The organism is Prochlorococcus marinus CUG1417 (genome assembly GCF_017695975.1).
In the GTDB taxonomy this organism is placed as follows: Bacteria; Cyanobacteriota; Cyanobacteriia; order PCC-6307; family Cyanobiaceae; genus Prochlorococcus_A; species Prochlorococcus_A marinus_AG.
This window is the reverse complement of sequence record NZ_JAAORN010000001.1, coordinates 823,887-840,760: the sequence shown is the minus strand read 5'-3', so window position 1 is coordinate 840,760 and position 16,874 is coordinate 823,887. Positions and strand designations below refer to the sequence as shown.

Annotated in this window: 15 protein-coding genes; 4 read left to right on the top strand and 11 right to left on the bottom strand. The window is 29.9% G+C overall.

Translation table 11 applies throughout. From position 1 onward, the window contains the following. Positions 1-7: 7 nt before the first annotated feature. Complete coding sequence (locus tag HA140_RS04810) at positions 8-496, bottom strand: flavin reductase family protein (RefSeq protein ID WP_011818417.1); 489 nt, start codon at positions 494-496, stop codon at positions 8-10. A 59-nt stretch (positions 497-555) separates the two neighbouring features. Here HA140_RS04810 and coaD point away from each other — a divergent pair, with 59 nt between their 5' ends. Continuing rightward, positions 556-1,029, top strand: a complete 474-nt coding sequence (gene coaD, locus HA140_RS04805) for a pantetheine-phosphate adenylyltransferase (RefSeq protein ID WP_209040005.1) — start codon at positions 556-558, stop codon at positions 1,027-1,029. A gap of 7 nt (positions 1,030-1,036) precedes the next feature. Here the strand turns inward: coaD and HA140_RS04800 are convergent, their stop codons facing one another. From HA140_RS04800 to dapF, 4 genes are read right to left on the bottom strand one after another with little or no spacing between them, the layout of a single operon-like run. After that, positions 1,037-2,254, bottom strand: a complete 1,218-nt coding sequence (locus HA140_RS04800) for a D-alanyl-D-alanine carboxypeptidase (protein ID WP_209040004.1) — start codon at positions 2,252-2,254, stop codon at positions 1,037-1,039. A gap of 7 nt (positions 2,255-2,261) precedes the next feature. Next, on the bottom strand, positions 2,262-2,888 hold the full coding sequence (locus tag HA140_RS04795) for a DUF1995 family protein (protein WP_209040003.1): 627 nt from the start codon (positions 2,886-2,888) through the stop codon (positions 2,262-2,264). Further along, complete coding sequence (locus HA140_RS04790; protein ID WP_209040002.1) at positions 2,888-4,060, bottom strand: cysteine desulfurase family protein; 1,173 nt, start codon at positions 4,058-4,060, stop codon at positions 2,888-2,890. The genes HA140_RS04795 and HA140_RS04790 overlap by 1 nt, the downstream gene beginning before the upstream one ends. Beyond that, complete coding sequence (gene dapF, locus HA140_RS04785; protein WP_209040001.1) at positions 4,060-4,920, bottom strand: diaminopimelate epimerase; 861 nt, start codon at positions 4,918-4,920, stop codon at positions 4,060-4,062. Before dapF ends, HA140_RS04790 begins: the two co-directional genes overlap by 1 nt. Before the next feature lie 107 nt (positions 4,921-5,027). On the opposite strand from dapF, the gene leuS reads away from it, so the two are divergent. Further along, on the top strand, positions 5,028-7,598 hold the full coding sequence (gene leuS, locus HA140_RS04780) for a leucine--tRNA ligase (RefSeq protein ID WP_209040000.1): 2,571 nt from the start codon (positions 5,028-5,030) through the stop codon (positions 7,596-7,598). Here leuS and HA140_RS04775 read toward each other — a convergent pair. After that, entirely contained in the window at positions 7,595-9,178 is a 1,584-nt protein-coding gene (locus HA140_RS04775) for a glucose-6-phosphate isomerase (RefSeq protein ID WP_209039999.1), read from the bottom strand. The two genes, leuS and HA140_RS04775, sit on opposite strands and share 4 nt — an antisense overlap. A gap of 183 nt (positions 9,179-9,361) precedes the next feature. On the opposite strand from HA140_RS04775, the gene purN reads away from it, so the two are divergent. Next, the gene (gene purN / locus HA140_RS04770; protein WP_209039998.1) at positions 9,362-10,018 is read left to right on the top strand and encodes a phosphoribosylglycinamide formyltransferase; all 657 of its coding nucleotides are present in this window, start codon (positions 9,362-9,364) and stop codon (positions 10,016-10,018) included. Here purN and argC read toward each other — a convergent pair. Beyond that, the gene (argC, locus tag HA140_RS04765; protein WP_209039997.1) at positions 10,002-11,057 is read right to left on the bottom strand and encodes an N-acetyl-gamma-glutamyl-phosphate reductase; all 1,056 of its coding nucleotides are present in this window, start codon (positions 11,055-11,057) and stop codon (positions 10,002-10,004) included. The two genes, purN and argC, sit on opposite strands and share 17 nt — an antisense overlap. Positions 11,058-11,145: 88 nt before the next feature. On the opposite strand from argC, the gene ribBA reads away from it, so the two are divergent. Continuing rightward, positions 11,146-12,870 (top strand): bifunctional 3,4-dihydroxy-2-butanone-4-phosphate synthase/GTP cyclohydrolase II, encoded by a 1,725-nt coding sequence (ribBA, locus tag HA140_RS04760; protein ID WP_245156198.1) that lies wholly within the window; start codon positions 11,146-11,148, stop codon positions 12,868-12,870. A gap of 4 nt (positions 12,871-12,874) precedes the next feature. On the opposite strand, the gene HA140_RS04755 is transcribed toward ribBA, so the two are convergent. The 4 genes from HA140_RS04755 to dnaK are packed head-to-tail and all read right to left on the bottom strand — an operon-like array spanning position 12,875 to position 16,673. Beyond that, entirely contained in the window at positions 12,875-13,312 is a 438-nt protein-coding gene (locus HA140_RS04755) for a peptidylprolyl isomerase (RefSeq protein ID WP_209039996.1), read from the bottom strand. Between the two features lie 38 nt (positions 13,313-13,350). Beyond that, complete coding sequence (locus HA140_RS04750) at positions 13,351-13,731, bottom strand: DUF3110 domain-containing protein (protein WP_209039995.1); 381 nt, start codon at positions 13,729-13,731, stop codon at positions 13,351-13,353. Positions 13,732-13,765: 34 nt separating this feature from the next. Then, entirely contained in the window at positions 13,766-14,725 is a 960-nt protein-coding gene (locus HA140_RS04745) for a DnaJ C-terminal domain-containing protein (protein WP_209039994.1), read from the bottom strand. Continuing rightward, positions 14,676-16,673, bottom strand: a complete 1,998-nt coding sequence (gene dnaK / locus HA140_RS04740) for a molecular chaperone DnaK (RefSeq protein WP_209039993.1) — start codon at positions 16,671-16,673, stop codon at positions 14,676-14,678. Before dnaK ends, HA140_RS04745 begins: the two co-directional genes overlap by 50 nt. Between the last annotated feature and the right edge of the window lie 201 nt (positions 16,674-16,874).

Below are 16,874 nucleotides of genomic sequence, written 5' to 3'. Positions count from 1 at the left end.
ATAGTGATTAACCTCCATAATTCCAGCCAGTTGAAGATAAATTTAGTGAATCAACATCATTATTCAGATAAGCAGATTGAACCTCTCCTACAAAAACGGTATGGTCACCATGCATAACACTTCCAACAACATTACATTCAACACCACCTACACTATCAACTAAAATAGGCAATCCAAGCTCACCTAAATTAAATTCAACAGATTCAAATCTACCTCCTAATGCTTTTTGAGGTTTAAAGAAAACAGCTGCTAGATCCTTTTGATCACTTTTGAGCACATTTAATGAGAACTTATTCGTTGACTTTATTATTTCATGACTAGAACCCTCTGCTCTAACAGCCATTACAACTAATGGTGGAGTGAAAGAACCTTGAGTCACCCAACTTGCAGTAAATCCATTCACTTCATTTTTATCCTCGTCTCTAACGCCACAAATAAATAATCCGTGAGGTATTTTTCTTAATAAGATTTTTTTTGCTTCTAGATTTAATGTCATAATTGATTAAACTAATAATCTTATTTTAACTAAATTTCTTATTCGATCATAATAAATTCATGAAAATTCTTTATCCAGGTACATTTGATCCTCTAACAAATGGGCATCTTGATTTAATAGAAAGAGCTGAAAAAATATTTGGCAATCTAGTAGTTGCTGTTTTAGAAAATACCTCTAAAACACCAACATTTAATCTTGAAAGAAGAATAATACAAATAAAAAATTCTCTTTCTCATTTACCTAATATTGAAGTTATTTCTTATTCTGGTCTAACTGTTGATTGTGCAAATGATCTAAAAGCTAATCTTATTCTTAGAGGCTTAAGAGCAATGAGTGATTTTGAGTATGAACTTCAGATTGCTCATACAAATAAATCTCTTAATAATCATATTGAAACTATATTTTTATCGACAAATACAAATTATAGTTTTCTTAGTAGTTCTTTAGTAAAAGAAGTTGCAAAATTTGGTGGTGAAATTAATCACATGGTACCCCCCTCTGTTGAGAGGGATTTAAAAGAATATTTTAAATAATATTTTGTTAACAAGGTTTCAAGTAATAAAGATCACGTAATAATTTAAAAGCTTTTTCTTTATCAATTTTATTAGAATTTTGGATAATGCTTATAATTATTGGCTTTTCATTTTTATATAAAAAGCCAGATAATGCAAAGACATTTGAAAGAGTCCCAGTTTTGCCAAAAAACTTTCCAGACAATTCACTATTTACAAATCTTTTAGCTAATGTTCCTCTCACTCCCGTAATTGAAAGTGTAGATTGATAAGCTTTAAAATTATTAAAGTATCTCATTTTATCTAAAAACAATACAATTAACTTTGTTGTAATTTTATTTTTTCGAGACAATCCACTAGCATCTGCAAAGTATGCATTAGTTGCTGGGAGGCCTTTATTTTCAAGCCATCTTTTCAATTTTATATAGTTATTATCGTTCCATGTATTTGAGGCATTTTTAAAAAGAGATTCAGCCGTAAAATTATGGCTTTCAGAATTTGTTAGAGTTAATAATGAAAGAATTGGAGTTGAATATACTTTATTTATCTCTTTAAAATTTTTTAAATAAAAAGTTTTTTCTGAATCAAAAAAATTTACATATATTTTTGAATTTGGAAATTTATTTCTTAGATAATTTTTAATAAAATTTTTTAATGCATAAATATCATCATATTTATTGTGATTACTTTCTATTGCAAGAGATGTAATTGGAGATCCATATTCGTAAAGTTTATCAGTATTTGTCCAACCATTAGGCCAATATAATTTTGAATCAATTTCTACAATATTAAAGTTTATAATTTTATTTTCTTTAACATTTGAAATTAGTTCGATTATATTTTCATAATTAAGATCTGGATCACCTTGACCATGTAAATAATAATCGTTTTTATTCTTAAATAAGGAAGTTTTTAAATTATTATTTAATTTATATTTACTTAAAACATAAGCTGATGAGAATAATTTTTGGTTAGATGCTGGCAACCTTGAAACATCCTCATTGTAGGAACTTATTATTTCCCCTTTATTATTAATAATTGATACACTAAAAGAATCATCAAGCGTTTTATTCAATAGAGCATTATAAGTAGGACATATTTTGTTTTTAGTAATTATTCCCGGGAAATTAAAATAAATACTATTTAAAATAGTTATTTTCTGATTTGCTAGTAAATATCTTATTAAGAAAGGAGATGTTACTAATACAAGAAGAATAAAGAAAAATGAATATATTTTTTTTATCACGTTCAATCTATAAATTTACAAAAATAGATTCATTGTCGGGTTTAATTTCAAATTCTTTTTTAAAAAAATATCTTTTATTTTCTTCTTTGAAAAGCAACCAGTTATTTGGATAAATATGCATAAGAGCAGCTTTATTTAAAGGCTGCAGAAAATAAATATTATTCCATGTTTTGACAAAGTTTTTACGTCGCTCTCTAATAACACTTCCTATACCAATATTGGCATCTTCAAATTTTGGATTTAATGAATAATGCGTACCTTGATAATTATCAGACATTGGTTCAAATGAATCGAAATCATATGGCTGAGGTAGTATCGATATCATTGCACTATCAATATTATTTATATTATTTGATTCATTAAATGATTTAAAAGTAAAGATTTTATCTTTGATATCTGGATAGTCTCTTTGAGCCAAAGCCACAGCACCTTGATCAGCAAATGTTATGAATACATTATTATTTTTAGACAATATCTTGTAGATAGTTATTCCAATTCTGTTAAACTTTAATCCTTCAAAATTAAATTCAATAGTAAATCTTTTATTTGAATCTAATAAACTTTGAATAATTGCATCCTCCATATTCTTAAGAGATTCATTTAAATCTTTAGGTAGTCTGTAATTGGTTTCCATTAAAATTTGTCAATACATATTTGAATAAGTTCTAAAAATTTATCTATTTCTGACTTATTGTTTATTGAACCTAAAGTAACACGAATATTTGAATATAGTTCATCATCTTTTAAACCAATATTTTTAAGTGTTGAGCTAGGTTTCCCAGATGAGCTTGAACAAGCACTTCCACTACTTATAGCTATTTTATTTTCTGACATGAAATTAATAATCTTATAGGCTCTTATAGGCTCAAATAGTTTATTTAATAGTAGAAAAGAAATATGACTGGGAAGTCTATGGTTAATACTACCCGTAATCTTTATATGATTATTATCCTTAATTTTTTGAAAAAAATAATTTTTAAGTTTATTAATATTATTAGAAGGAAATTCAGTTATGTAATCATTTAATTTTATTTTTCCTTCAATATTCTTTAGTGATTCATACATTCCAGCGATTAATGGCAAAGCTTGTGTACCTTGTCTAATTGAAAATTCCTGAGTAAGTGATATGTCATTATTTTTCAAAATTTGTCTAGACTTTTTTTTGGTTAAAAGAATACCGATCCCTTTTGGACCTCCAAATTTATGAGCGGATAAACTTAAAAAATCACATTTAAGATCTTTCCAACTAAATATTCCATTACTTAATATTTGAGTTCCATCTAAATGAAACATTATATTTAATTCTTCACATTTGGAACCTATTAATTGGACAGGTTGTATTGTTCCAATTTCACTTTGTCCCCAAATAATTGATACAAGCTTAGTATTATTGTTTAAAAACTTTTCGATATTAGAAATATTTAAAATTCCATCATTATTTACCGTCCATTCGTAAATATCCCAATTTTGTTTTCTTAGTTTATTAGCACAAATAGTTGTGGCTTGATGTTCAACATTTGAAATAACAACCCTACCATTTTTAAATTTCTCATAAATATTATTAAATACAATATTTGTCGATTCCGAAGAACCAGATGTAAAAATTATATCCTCTGGATCTGCTTCAAATATATAAGCAATTTTAGATCTAATTTTTTCAAGATATGTAGAGCATTTTATCCCTAGCTCATATGTAGATGAAGGGTTATGCCAATAATTCATATAAGTTGAATTAATTATATTTAAAACATTCTCAGATAATGGAGTTGTGGATGCATTATCTAAATAGATAAAATTATTTTCCATTAATTTACTAACATTGATCCTGAGAAAACCTTTTTAGCGTTACCCGTCATCATTACTTCACAATCGTCTTTTGACCAATCAATTTTAAGATTACCTCCTGGTAAGGTTACTATGGTTTGTGAATTACAAAGGCCTAATTTATAAGCTGCCACATGGATAGCACAGGCACCTGTTCCACAAGCTAAGGTTGCTCCTGCACCTCTTTCCCATACTTTTACTTTGATATTATCTCTATTTAAAATTTGACAAAAATGCACATTAGTTTTTTCAGGAAATAATTCATTATTTTCAAATATAGGACCATGTCTGGAAAGAACAATTGACTCTATGTCTTTTACAAAGAATATTAAATGAGGATTTCCCATTCCTACGGCATAACCCATATTATTAAAATCTTTCTCAATAAATTCGTGTGAAGGAATTGAATTTATTTTTTTTTCAATTGTTGTTGGAATATTTTGACATTCTAAAATTGGAACTCCCATTTTTACTGTAATTTCATCATTTATATATTTTGCAATTTTTAAACCTGCTTTAGTCTCAATTTTATATTCTATATTTTTATTATTCATTGAATCATTTACGTGGAGATACTCAACTAAACACCTAATTCCGTTTCCACACATTTGTGCTTCAGAACCATCAGAATTAAAAATTATCATTTTTGCATAATTATCTTCATTAGGTTCTTCTATAAAAATCACACCATCTGCTCCAACTCCAAATTGCCTGTTGCAAATTTTTTTTATATCAAATATTTTATTTGTCTTGTAATTTTTATATAATTCATTTCCTCTAGAATCTATTATCACGAAATCATTTCCGTTACCTTGATATTTTTCAAAAATTATGTTTTTCATTTGTAATTTATATATCTTAAATTTTAATTATAAATTATTCCTTTTAACAATCTATTTCTATTTTATACAATGGATATTAAAATAATAATTTAACAAATAAAAATTAAGTGATTTCTCCCAATAAACAATATGAGGCTGATACCAATTTATATAATCCATCTGAAATAGAAAAAAAATGGCAGTCAATATGGACAGAAAACAATTTATACAAAACCGATGAATTAACTGAGAATAGCGATAAGTTTTATGCCTTATCAATGTTTCCCTACCCTTCAGGTAATCTTCATATGGGACATGTTAGGAATTATGTTATTACAGACTTAATAGCTCGATTCCAAAGGTTTAAGGGTAAATCTGTCTTACATCCAATGGGTTGGGACGCTTTTGGTTTGCCTGCTGAAAATGCTGCGATTGAAAGAGGAATTAGTCCAAGTGTCTGGACAAAAAAAAATATTTCTCATATGAAGTCACAATTAAAGCTTTTGGGACTATCAGTTGATTGGGATAAGGAATTTGCTACATGTGATGAAAATTATTATATTTGGACTCAATATCTATTTTTAGAGTTATACAATTCAGGTCTTGTATATCAAAAGGAATCAGAAGTTAATTGGGATCCTATAGATAATACAGTCCTAGCGAATGAACAAGTTGACTCAGAGGGTAAATCTTGGAGATCTGGGGCAGTAGTTGAAAAAAAATTATTAAAGCAATGGTTTTTAAGAATTACTAATTATGCTGATGAGTTATTGAAGGATTTAGAAAAATTAGATAACTGGCCAGAAAGAGTAAAAATAATGCAAGATAATTGGATTGGAAAGTCAATTGGTGCAAATATTAATTTCAATATCAATACCAATCCAGAAAAGAAAATAACTGTATTTACAACAAGACCAGATACTTTATTTGGAGTTACTTATTTAGCAATTTCTGTAAATCATTCATTAATTAAAAAAATTAGTGATCAAGAAACCATACAAGATATAGAAAATCTTAAACAATATTTGAAAGATAATAAAAATAATGAACTTGAAAAAATTGGAATAAAAACTAGCTTAATAGCAATTAATCCAGTTAATTCTGAACCTATACCTATTTGGGTGGCTAGTTATGTTCTTGATCAATACGGTACAGGCGCGGTTATGGGTGTACCTGCTCATGATTTAAGAGATTTTGAGTTTGCTAAAAAAAACAATATAGATATTAAACAGGTAATAGTAAAGGATAAAAGTGATCAAAGAAATGAGCTTGATAATGCATATGTAGAAAATGGATATCTAATTAATTCAAATCAATACAATGGTATAGCAAATACTATTGCTAAATTAAAAATTACAGAGGAGGGAGTAAATAATGGATGGGCCGAAAATAAAATTCAATATCGTTTAAGAGATTGGTTAATATCTAGACAAAGATATTGGGGATGTCCGATACCCATTGTTAATTGCAAAAAATGTGGAGCTGTTCCTTTAGACCAATCGGATTTGCCTGTTTCATTACCAAAAGATATAGAAATCTCCGCTAACAAGATTAATGCTTTAGGTAATAATAATAATTGGATAAATACAACATGTCCCAAATGTGGAATAGCGGCAAGAAAAGAAACTGATACTATGGACACTTTCATGTGTTCATCTTGGTATTTTTTAAGATATCCATCATCAAAATGTTCAACTAAGCCATTTGAAAAGAATCAAATTAATAAGTGGTTACCTGTAGATCAATATGTTGGAGGAGTAGAGCATGCAATATTGCATTTGTTATATGCAAGATTTTTCACTAAAGCTTTGCGAGATAATGAACTATTTGATATTGATGAACCTTTCAAAAAACTATTAACGCAAGGAATGGTTCAGTCCGCAGCCTATAAAAACAATAAAACTGGTAAATATGTTTCTCCTTCCGATATTATTGACTTATCAAATCCTACAGATCCAATTGACAATTCTAAACTCGAAGTTCTTTTCGAGAAGATGTCTAAGTCTAAATATAATGGAATAGACCCTGAATCAGTAATTAAAAAATATGGAGCAGATACTGCAAGAATGTTTATATTATTTAAAGCACCACCAGAAAAAGATTTGGAATGGGGAGATACAGATGTTGAAGGACAATTTAGATTTTTAAGTAGGATTTGGAAGCTTTATATAAATTGTGCAAAAGATATAAATAGTAAATCTAATTCCTATCCAGATAAAGAAAAAAGTTTAATAAAGTCAATGAACATTGCTATAAAGGAAATTTCAAATGACATATTAAATAACCAATTTAATACTGCGATTTCAGAACTAATGAAGTTTTATAATTCATTATCAAATTCCATTAATGATGTAAACAATAATTTAAAAATTGATGCTTTAAAAACATTTTCTATTTTGTTGGCTCCATTTGCACCACATATTGCAGAAGAAATATGGCATCTTATAGGATTTAAAAAATCTGTACATTTAGAACACTGGCCTTCCTTTAATGCCGAGGCACTAAAGGAAGATTCATATGAACTAGTAATACAAGTGAATGGAAAAGTTAGAGACAAAGTAAATATTAATAATGATATGAGTGAAGATCAAATTAAAGAATTGACTTTTAAAAGACCTAACATATTAAAATGGACTCTAGACAAAGAAATAAGAAAAATAATTATTGTTAAAGGAAAAATAATGAATATTGTTGTTTAAGAATTTATTTTTTGAATAACTAATGAATTTGGATTTGACCAATCGCCCTTAACTAAATAATTATCATTTCCGAAACACATTTCACGGAGTATAAAAAATATAGGTTCACTAACTGAATTATCAAACAATGATGTTATGTCATTTATAGAATATTCTCCACCTTCATCTAATAAATTACTTACTTTTTGTTGATACTCAATAATATTTGCAGCTGCTTTCTTTCCAGCTTCAACTCCAGGTTGATCATATGCATTTATATTTACCAATTCAGCGTAGAAGGATACAGCCCTTTCAAATAAAGCAATTAAGGCACCTAGTGAAAAACAGTTTAACTTTTCTAACGTAATAGTAATACTTTGTCTGTTTTCACTAGAGAGTGCTGATCTGGTTCCTTGTAAAAAACCAGAAAGATATTCTTTAGGATTCTCTTTTTCATCAAATATATTAGTAGATGGAGAATCTAATAATTCAATAAAAATACAAAAGAAATTATCAATACCATCTCTCAGTTGCTGAACATAAGCATGCTGATCTGTAGATCCTTTATTACCAAAAACGGAAATACCTTGATTAACTACTTGACCATTCCTATTAAATTTCTTTCCTAATGATTCCATTACTAATTGCTGAAGATATTTACTAAAAACCTGTAACCTATCTCTATAAGGTAATACGACCATATCTCTCTTTCCAATACCATCCCCAGTTAGATACCATGCGGATGATAATAGTGCTGCTGGATTATTATTAAAATCACTTATACGTGTGGCTTCATCCATTAATGATGCACCTCTGATAAATTCAGAGATATTTTCATTAATAAGAGCTAATGGAAGTAATCCCACAGAGCTTGTAATACTAGTTCTTCCACCAACCCAATCTTGCAAATTAAATATTTTTAACCAATTTTCAGAAGTAGCTTTTTTAAATAACTTACTACCTTTCATAGTTATAGCTATAGCATTAGAATTCCATTCAAGAGAATTGTTTTCGCAGTGACTTTTAATAATTTCCATAGCAATTCTAGGTTCAGGCGTACCACCTGATTTGCTTACTACTACAAATAATGTTGTTGATAATTTTTCAGATAACTCTTCTAACTTTTCGCTAATTAAAAAAGGATCAACATTATCGATATAAGAAAAATTTAAGCCTTTAGAACACTTCTGCAGTGACTCTGTAATAAGTAATGGTCCTAATCCACTTCCACCAATTCCTATCCATAGAACATCAGTATACTGCTGATTATTCTTATTCTTAATATCCCCATTTAAAATTTGTTTTCCAAATTCAGAGATTGAATTAATATCTGCTCTAATTTCTTCCCCTATTTTTGCAGAGGGTGAAATTGATGGATTTCTAAGCCAATAATGTCCAACTTGTCTATTTTCATCAATATTTGAGATTGCACCATTTTCTAATTCTTTTATTGATGAAAAAACATCTTTAAATTTATCTTCTAAATTTTTTATCTCTTTGCTTGTGAAATTAATTTTGCTTATGTCTAACCAAATATTTAATTTTTTATCAAACCAAAGATAATTACAAAATTTATCCCAAGAGTTTAAATCTCCATTCATTTTATATATTTGTTTCTTTTATTTCTTATTCAATTATATCTATACGAATAGTACATAGATTTGAATCATTTAAATTTGTTTAAATTATTATCTTCAAATAAATATGTTTTTGAATATAAACAATTAAAATTGAGGGTTTTTTTTATTTCATATGAATTTATCATTGGATAAAATAAAAAAATTTTGGATAGATCATTTAATTACATAATTTCGCCTGAGATATCTGAATTTAGAAGATTTTCCCCTAAATTAAAAATAGGTGTTCTTGCTTCTGGGAAAGGAACAAACTTTCAGGAATTAATTGATCTCTCAGAAAAAGGAGAATTAGATATAGATATAAAAGTCCTAATAACTAACAAAGATGATGCAGGATGTATAAAGAGAGCTGAAAGTAAAAAAATACCTCACAAAATTATAAGAGGCAAAGACTTTCTGCAAAAGGAGGCATTTGAATTAGAAATTGTGAATACTTTAATTCATTACGATGTTGAACTTGTAGTTATGGCAGGCTGGATGAAAATTGTTACTCCTTTTTTTATTAATAAATTTAAGAATAAGATAATAAATATTCACCCTTCATTACTTCCCGCATATAAAGGTGGTTCAGCGATAAAGGACTCTATATTAAATGGTTCAAAAATAACTGGTTGTTCAGTACATTTTGTAGAAGAGGAGGTAGATAGTGGATCATTGATAATGCAAGCTGCATTGTCAATTAGAGACGATGATGATATTGAATCACTTTCCAAAAGGATACAAATGCTTGAGCATAAAATTTTACCTCACTCAATCTCTCAAGCTGGGTTTTTGATAAGAAGTAATTTTATGGAAAATTATTAGTTAAATCAAGACCTTCATCCATTGAAAATCCACACATAAGATTTAAATTTTGAATTGCTTGCCCAGTCTGACCTTTTAACAAATTATCAATTGCAGATAAAATAATAATCCTCCCATTTCGAATATCGACTTTAACAGAAAGGAAAATTTGGTTTGTATTTTTAACCCATTTTGTTGATGGGAATGTATCTACAGGTAAGACCTTAATATTTTTGAAATTTCTATAATAATTATCCAAAAGAATTCTGCAATCATCAGAAGTTAATCCTGGATCTCTTAATCTCCCATATATAGTCGAATGCATACCTCTTGATATCGGAACCAAATGAGGAGTAAAGAGCAGTTCAATTTTATTTCCAGATATTAAAGATGCTACTTGTTCGATCTCTGAGGTATGTCTATGGTTAATCAATCCATATGCTGATAGACCTTCACCACATTCTGATAAAAGTAGCTTTTGGTTTGGTTCTCGACCACCACCAGAAGTTCCACTTTTAGAATCAATTACTATACCTTCATTTTCAATAATTCCTTGAGAAAGATAAGGAGCTAATGGAATAAGAGCAGATGTTGGATAACATCCTGGACAGGCAATTAATCTTCCTTTTGAAATGGCTTCCTTATTTATTTCAGGAAGACCATAGACTGCCTCTTTGCATAAATCATCGTCACTCCTTTTATAAATAGCAGCTTCTTTGGAATATACTTTTTTCCATTCGTCTAAGGACTTGTATCTGTAATCAGCTGATAAATCAATAACTTTAACTCCTCTATCTATTAATTTTCTTGTCAATGTTGAAGATATTCCATTTGGTAAGCAAAGCAATGCAACATCTGAATTTTTTGAAATATTATCTACTGAAATATCTTCTATATAAGGATCATTATCTAGATAAATAAAAGGGAAATTATCATTCCACTTTGATCCAGAGGTTTTATTACCTCCTAAAAATGAAATTTTGTATTTTTTATTCTTCTTTAAAAGATTTACCGCTTGAATACCTCCGTAACCAGTAGCACCAACTATTGCAACATTCATTTCTTTGAATTGGTAGACTTTGAGATAGGATTATAAAGTGTTGAATTAAAGGTAACTAAAACACTATTTTTCTATATTGATAGGAATAATGAAAGAAACAAGTCCCAAATCAAATAATGGAACAATTTTGGATATAAATGAATCTTTTAAAATTGAATTTGATCCTATCAGCGATGCGTTGGCAGCGATAAGAAATGGTGAATGCATAATTGTTGTAGATGATGAAAGAAGAGAAAATGAAGGAGATTTAATATGTGCGGCGCAGTTTGCAACTCCACAGCAAATTAATTTTATGGCTACTGAGGGACGTGGCCTTATATGCCTAGCTATGCAAGGTGAAAAGCTTGACTCTTTAGATTTACCATTAATGGTGGATAGAAATACAGATGAAAATCAAACAGCTTTTACGATATCAATTGATGCTGGTCCTGAAAATAATGTTACTACTGGAATTTCCGCTGAAGACAGGGCAAAGACAATTCAAGTTGCAATAAACCCAAATACAAAACCTGATGATTTAAGGAGGCCAGGACATATTTTTCCATTAAGAGCTAAAAAAGGTGGTGTATTAAAGAGGGCAGGTCATACCGAAGCGGCAGTAGATATTGCGGCGATGTCAGGTCTATATCCAGCTGGAGTGATTTGTGAAATACAAAATCCTGACGGTTCCATGTCGAGACTTCCACAACTTAAAGAGTATGCAAAAAAGTGGGGAATGAAATTAATATCCATAGCTGATTTAATAAGTTATCGATTTCAAACTGAGAGATTTGTATTTAGAAAATCCGACGCTGTTCTTCCAAGTATTTTTGGTAATTTCAAAGCTTATGGATATGTCAATGAACTTGATGGTTCAGAGCATGTTGCATTAGTTAAGCAAAAATCATCAAAATTAAGTGAACCTGTACTAGTAAGAATGCATTCAGAGTGCTTAACTGGCGATGCTTTTGGATCATTACGTTGTGATTGTAGACCTCAATTAGAGGCTGCTTTATCAAGGATAGAAAAAGAGGAAGAGGGAGTTGTTGTCTACTTGAGGCAAGAAGGCAGAGGTATTGGTCTAATAAATAAATTAAAAGCTTACAGCTTACAGGATGGTGGATTAGACACTGTAGAAGCTAATGAAAAATTAGGTTTTCCAGCTGATCTCAGAAATTATGGAGTTGGAGCACAGATATTAACCGATCTTGGAATAAAAAAACTAAAATTACTTACAAACAATCCTAGAAAGATTGCTGGATTAGGTGGTTATGGAATAGAAGTAATTGAGAGAGTTCCATTAGTAATTTGTCCAAACGATAATAATGCAGAATATTTGAGTGTAAAAAAAACCAAGCTAGGCCACATGATTGATGAAGATAATCCTAATTCCAGGAATATCGACCCATTTATATCAATTTTTCTTGACGGAAAATATAAATCAATTGATCTAGTTCCAATAAAAAATAACGTAATTAAATTCTGTAGTGATCAAAACATTAATATTAAACTTGAAAGCACCCCAAGATTATTGGCTTTTTGGAATCGACCAAAATTAGTTTGGCGAATTTTGCATGATCAGAATAGAACCAATTCCAACATTACTGATGAAGAAATAAAGAATATAGAATTATTTATTCAATTTTTATCCAATTATGAAAACAGTACAAAGATTGGAATCATTGTTTCTAGAAATATTGAACAAGCATTACACCCAAAAAATAGCATCAAATTAATCAATACTAAATTTACTATTAATAATGAAATTTTATATTCATCTACAAGAAAATTTAATCTAGATAAAGAGACATTTAGTATTGTTTTTGAAGACTAAATTACTATTTTAGGGTTGCTTTTAGAATTTTTGAACCATTAGTAAGCTTTAGCACTACATCCATATCATCTGTTTTACCAAAAACAGTATGAACTCCATCAAGATGAGGCTGTGGTTCATAAACTATGAAAAACTGACTACCACCTGTATCTTTCCCTGCATGAGCCATAGAAAGTGAACCTTTTAGATGTTTATTGGAATTAATTTCACATTTGATATTATATCCAGGGCCTCCGGTTCCAGGCATACCAGATGCTCCATCACGAGTATTTGGGCACCCACCCTGAGCCATAAATCCTGGAATAACCCTGTGAAATGCTAGACCATCATAAAAACCATCACCAATCAACTTAGTGAAGTTTTTAACTGTATTAGGTGCGTCGTCAGGGAAAAATTCAATATTAATGTTCCCAACTTCTGTTTCAAATAATGCAGTTGTCATATTTTATTTTTTTGAGTAATTAATTGATATTTTAATAGCTAAAGCAACTTTTCAAGGTTTTCCTTAATGGTATTTATATCAATGTTTTCTTTATTATTGTTTTCACCCTCCCAATTATCAACTTCTAGATTTTTCTGAGGTGGTGAAATTAATAACCTATCTTCTGCTGTTTTAGGCACAAAATTTCTCTCAACTAATTTGCATTCATAATCTAATTTAATGCAGAAATCCTTTATTTCATCAATGTTGATCATTTCAACTGTTGGAAGAGGAAAATCTTGAGCTTCAAGGAGACCACAGTATCTTGTTGCATCATCCTTGTCTTCAAACATAAGAACTATAGTTCTTCCTTTTAGTTCAATCGAATGAATTCCTTCCTTATCTGTTCCTGAATTATATAAAAGAACAAATATGTTCATAAGTATCTAAATTATTTTTTTATATAATATTTGATTAAGAATCAGAAAGTGATAATTCTTGTAATCTTGTATATAAAGCAATTTCCTCATCATTAATATCAGCAGGTATAACCACCAAGATTTCAACATATTGGTCACCTACATTATCTTCAAAAGTTAAGCCTCTACCTTTCAAACGTAACATTCTCCCGGTAGAAGATTTTGGTGGCACTTGAAGTGTGACATTCCCATCAAGGGTAGGAACTTCTACTGCACAACCAAGAAGAGCATCATGAGGTAATAACTCTAATTTATAATGAACTCTTAAACCATCAATTCTTAGACCACTATCTGTTTGAACTTTTAATTGTAGATAATGATCTTTTCCTCCCCTTGCAATATTTTCAAGTCTTAATCTCCATCCATCTCCAGCGAAAGGAGGTGTATCAACTTCAACTACAGTTTGATCTTCAAGCTCTATTAAAATTGAAGCTCCATTTATAGCCTCATCAGGAGTTAATTCAATAATTGTTTCAATGTCTTGGTAGAGTTTAACAGGAGGCGGCTCTTCTGGAGATGTTGTTGGGTATTCATAATTATTAATTTCATCATTATCTGTATATATGGGTTCATCTTCAAATTGTTCATTATCATATTCGTCAAAATTCTTTGGGGTGTATTCATATCCAAATAATGAGTTTAGATAATCTTGAAAATCCGGGAAACCAGTCTTGAAATTATTATTTTCGTAATCCTCTTGATTTTTTTTATCCGAACTATTATCTCTTTTATTGGGATCACGCAGGTATTCGTACGCTTCGTTAATTAATTTAAATCTTTCTTCTGCATTAAGATCATTTTTATTTAAATCAGGATGCCATTTTCTTGCTTCACTTCGAAAGGCTTTTTTAAGTTCCTTGTCATCGAAATCAGGAGATAAACCCAAAATCGACAAATAGTCATTTTTAGAGGTAATAGTCATTGTCCCATGGATCATCATCCCTAGAGTTACCATACCTCGAATTTCTATAATTTCTATTCATTTGATTATCCCAAGGGTCATCATCCCAATAATCATCTGAAAAGAGTTCATCTTTTAATGATCCAAATGTATTTTTTATACTCTGTAGTGGATTATTATCAGTTTTCCTTTCTGATGCAAATTTTCTGTTTAAACCGAATAATGCTTCTTGGAGGGCACTTACTGAAATTTCTAATTCTTGAGGATCATCAACATCTAAGTATTCTTCTACATCTTGAATGGCTAATTCAACAGCTCGTTGTTGTCTTTCGGCACCATAAGGACCAAATTCCAATGAGGCATCCCTAAGCCTTCTCTCAGCTTGTGCAATAAGTGTTAATGCACTATTTTTTCTATCAATGACAGATCTTATCTTTCTATCTTCATTGGCTTTTGACTTAGCTTCTTCAAGAATAGAAGAAATTTCTTGTTCATTTAAATTAGAACCTCCAGAAATTGTAACTGTTTGCTTTCTTCCAGTTGTCCTATCAGTAGCACTTACTTCTAAAAGACCATTAGCATCAATATCAAATGCTACCTGAACTTGTGGTATCCCTCTTGGAGCTGGAGGTATTCCTGATAATCTAAATTTACCAAGTGATTTATTTTCAGAAGCTAGAGGCCTTTCACCTTGCCTTACTTGAACAACAACTGAAGATTGATTGGCTTCTGATGTACTAAAAACATCAGACTGTCGTACTGGAATTGGTGTATTTCGAGGAATAAGTACTTTCATAAGCCCTCCAATAGTTTCTAAACCTAAAGAAAGAGGTGTAACATCATTTAGTAGCAAATCTTGTAAATCACCACTAATTATTCCAGATTGTATGGCAGCACCAATTGCAACTACTTCATCAGGATTAACGGATTGACAGGGATCATTAGGAACAAGAGTCTTAACTAATTGTTGAACCATTGGAATTCTGGTGCTGCCACCGACAAGAACCACCTCATCTATATCTTCTGCGTTCCATCCTGAGTCATCTAAGGCTATTTGCACAGGCTCTAATAATCTGTCTAATAGATCTTGGGATAATGATTCAAATATTTTTCTATTTAATGTTTCTTCAATATGTAATGGACCATCTTTAGTTGTTGTGATAAAGGGTAGGGATATTTTTGTTTTTTGCAATCCTGATAATTCACATTTAGCTTTTTCGGCAGCTTCAGTCAATCTTTGTAAAGCTTGTCTATCCCTTCTTAAATCAATATCATGTTTAGCAAGAAATTTTTCAGCAAGCCAATCTACTATTTTTGAATCAAAATTATTACCACCTAGTTGAGTATCTCCACAAGTGGCTTTAACATCAAATACACCATTAGAAATTTTTAATAAAGAAACATCAAATGTTCCTCCCCCTAAATCAAAAACCAGAACATTATTAGATGAACTTTTTTCAAAACCATAAGCTAAAGCAGCTGCCGTAGGTTCATTTAGGATTCTATCAACTCTGATTCCAGCCAATATTGCAGAATCCTTTGTAGCTTGCCTTTGAGATTCATTGAAATATGCAGGGACTGTAATAACAGCAGAGTCAACAGTATCTCCAAGATATGTTTCAGCATCATTTATTAGTTTTCTAATTAATGAACTAACTAACTCTTCAGGAGCATACTCTCTTTCTGTATTTGGACTAAGAACACGCACACTTCCAGTATTATTAGCTTTAACATTATAGGGAACAGATATACTGTTATCATCTAATTCGTCCCAGTCGCTACCAATAAATCTTTTTAAGTTGTAAAAAGTATTCTTTGGATTTAAAACAAGTTGTCTTCTTGCTTGGTCACCTATTACTATTTCTTTTTCCTTTGTAAAACCAACTATTGAAGGAGTGGTTCTAGATCCTTCAGAATTAGCAATAACAATTGGACGACCAGCTTCTATAACTCCCACAACAGAGTTAGTAGTACCTAAATCTATTCCAACTATTTGCCCCATGATTTTAGATCGCTAAATTAAAGCAAAATTTAATAATAATTTAATTAATTTTTATCTTAGATATCTACATATAATAGTAAAAATCAAATATTTTCAACTTAATTTAAATAAATAAGATTATTTCTAACTTGTCAAAAAGATTATTATCTATCTAATAAAATTTTATAGAGAGAAAGTTGTTGATGTAGTTAACCAAAATAA

Coding starts and splice junctions, on each gene's coding strand:
- HA140_RS04755 (WP_209039996.1), bottom strand. CDS start 13,312: ATGACAACTGCATTATTTGAAACAGAAGTTGGGAACATTAATATTGAA.
- dapF (WP_209040001.1), bottom strand. CDS start 4,920: ATGAAAAACATAATTTTTGAAAAATATCAAGGTAACGGAAATGATTTC.
- argC (WP_209039997.1), bottom strand. CDS start 11,057: ATGAATGTTGCAATAGTTGGTGCTACTGGTTACGGAGGTATTCAAGCG.
- dnaK (WP_209039993.1), bottom strand. CDS start 16,673: ATGGGGCAAATAGTTGGAATAGATTTAGGTACTACTAACTCTGTTGTG.
- HA140_RS04795 (WP_209040003.1), bottom strand. CDS start 2,888: ATGGAAACCAATTACAGACTACCTAAAGATTTAAATGAATCTCTTAAG.
- HA140_RS04750 (WP_209039995.1), bottom strand. CDS start 13,731: ATGAACATATTTGTTCTTTTATATAATTCAGGAACAGATAAGGAAGGA.
- HA140_RS04775 (WP_209039999.1), bottom strand. CDS start 9,178: ATGAATGGAGATTTAAACTCTTGGGATAAATTTTGTAATTATCTTTGG.
- ribBA (WP_245156198.1), top strand. CDS start 11,146: ATGAAAGAAACAAGTCCCAAATCAAATAATGGAACAATTTTGGATATA.
- coaD (WP_209040005.1), top strand. CDS start 556: ATGAAAATTCTTTATCCAGGTACATTTGATCCTCTAACAAATGGGCAT.
- HA140_RS04790 (WP_209040002.1), bottom strand. CDS start 4,060: ATGGAAAATAATTTTATCTATTTAGATAATGCATCCACAACTCCATTA.
- HA140_RS04745 (WP_209039994.1), bottom strand. CDS start 14,725: ATGGTAACTCTAGGGATGATGATCCATGGGACAATGACTATTACCTCT.
- HA140_RS04810 (WP_011818417.1), bottom strand. CDS start 496: ATGACATTAAATCTAGAAGCAAAAAAAATCTTATTAAGAAAAATACCT.